Source organism: Microbacterium sp. CPCC 204701 (genome assembly GCF_004010105.1).
Classification (GTDB): Bacteria; Actinomycetota; Actinomycetes; order Actinomycetales; family Microbacteriaceae; genus Microbacterium.
Window position 1 is genome coordinate 1 of sequence record NZ_RRYE01000591.1, and the last position, 1,260, is coordinate 1,260.

Annotated in this window: 1 protein-coding gene and 1 pseudogene; one reads left to right on the forward strand and one right to left on the reverse strand. The window is 69.8% G+C overall.

Annotated elements, in window-relative coordinates; translation table 11 throughout:
- The first annotated feature begins 185 nt into the window (after nt 1–185).
- Nucleotides 186–845, forward strand: a complete 660-nt coding sequence (hpf, locus tag EIO58_RS18140) for a ribosome hibernation-promoting factor, HPF/YfiA family (RefSeq protein WP_127820580.1) — start codon at nt 186–188, stop codon at nt 843–845.
- Nucleotides 846–1,050: 205 nt separating this feature from the next.
- Here hpf and EIO58_RS18145 read toward each other — a convergent pair.
- Nucleotides 1,051–1,260: pseudogene (locus EIO58_RS18145) on the reverse strand (hypothetical protein); the annotation flags it as partial.

Genomic DNA, 1,260 nt, shown 5'->3' on the forward strand with positions numbered 1-1,260 from the left:
CGCCGACGTCGTCGCGGCGGTCGCCGTCGCCGCCACGCCGCGGCACTATGGCCGAACCCGGTGACCTCATGCCGACGTGATCGCAAACTCACAGGTGACAGAGTCGGAACGCACGGCTACGGTGGGGGCACAAGGCGACTCATGGTCCGCCCTTGGCCGGGGGGACCGGAACAAGGAGGTCAGGGATGGAAACCAGCATCGTCGGCGTGGGAGTCGGGATCACGGATCGCTTCCGCAGTGTCGTCGAAGAGAAGGCTGCCCGCATCGAGCACCTCGCTCCGCGCGCTCAGCGCGTGGACGTCAAAGTGACCCACCGCGCGTACCACAACGGGCGCATGGAGGACGACACGGTCGAGCTCACGATGAACGGCCGCGGGCCGGTCGTCCGCGCGGAAGCCACGGAAGGCGACAAGTTCGCGGCACTGGACCTGGCTGTCGACAAGCTGTGCGAGCAGCTTCGCCGCGCGAAAGACAAGCGCGTCGACGCACGCAACCACCCCCGAGGCGCGAAGTTCGAGAAGGGGAGCGGCTCGCTGCAGGGCATCGATGTGCAGCCGGCATCTCTCGACGTGCTGCGCGCCGTCGCGACGGGCGAGATCCCCATCGCGACCGGCAACGAGGAGGAAGTGGGCTACACGCCCGTCGTCATCCGCACCAAGAAGTTCCGCCCGGAGTGGATGTCGGTGGAGGAGGCGGTCGACCGCATGGAGCTGGTCGGTCACGACTTCTTCCTCTTCATCGACGTCCGCACCGACCACCCCAGCGTCGTGTACCGGCGCAAGGGCTGGGACTACGGCGTCATCTCGCTGACCACCCAGGCGCAGCCGGAGGAGCTCGCGTCCTGAGACGAAGTTCGACGAAGGATGCCCCGGATCCCTGTCAAGCGGGGGACCGGGGCGTCCGTCGTCAAGCGATCAGCTTCCCTGCGCGGTCAGGAGGAGTCGGTCGCACCCGCGTCGCCGCGGTCCGAGACCCTTTCCTCTCCGTCGGTGCCCGGGTGACGGCAACGGGGGAGGGAGAGTGCGCGCGTGCGCGCCTGCTGCATCCGCCTCAGTCGAACATTCCGTCCAGGAGGCTCCCGATCACGAGACCGCCCAGGATGCCGCCCATGAGGTCGCCGCCCCCGCCGCCACGGCGGCCGCCGCCCCAGCCCTGCTGCGGACCGAAGCCGCCGCCCCACTGGTCGGGCTGCGGGCGGGCGGTGTCGATGTCGCGCTGGGCGAGCTGGAGCCCTTCGCTGGCGAGGAAGGCGGCGCGGCG

Coding starts and splice junctions, on each gene's coding strand:
- hpf (WP_127820580.1), top strand. CDS start 186: ATGGAAACCAGCATCGTCGGCGTGGGAGTCGGGATCACGGATCGCTTC.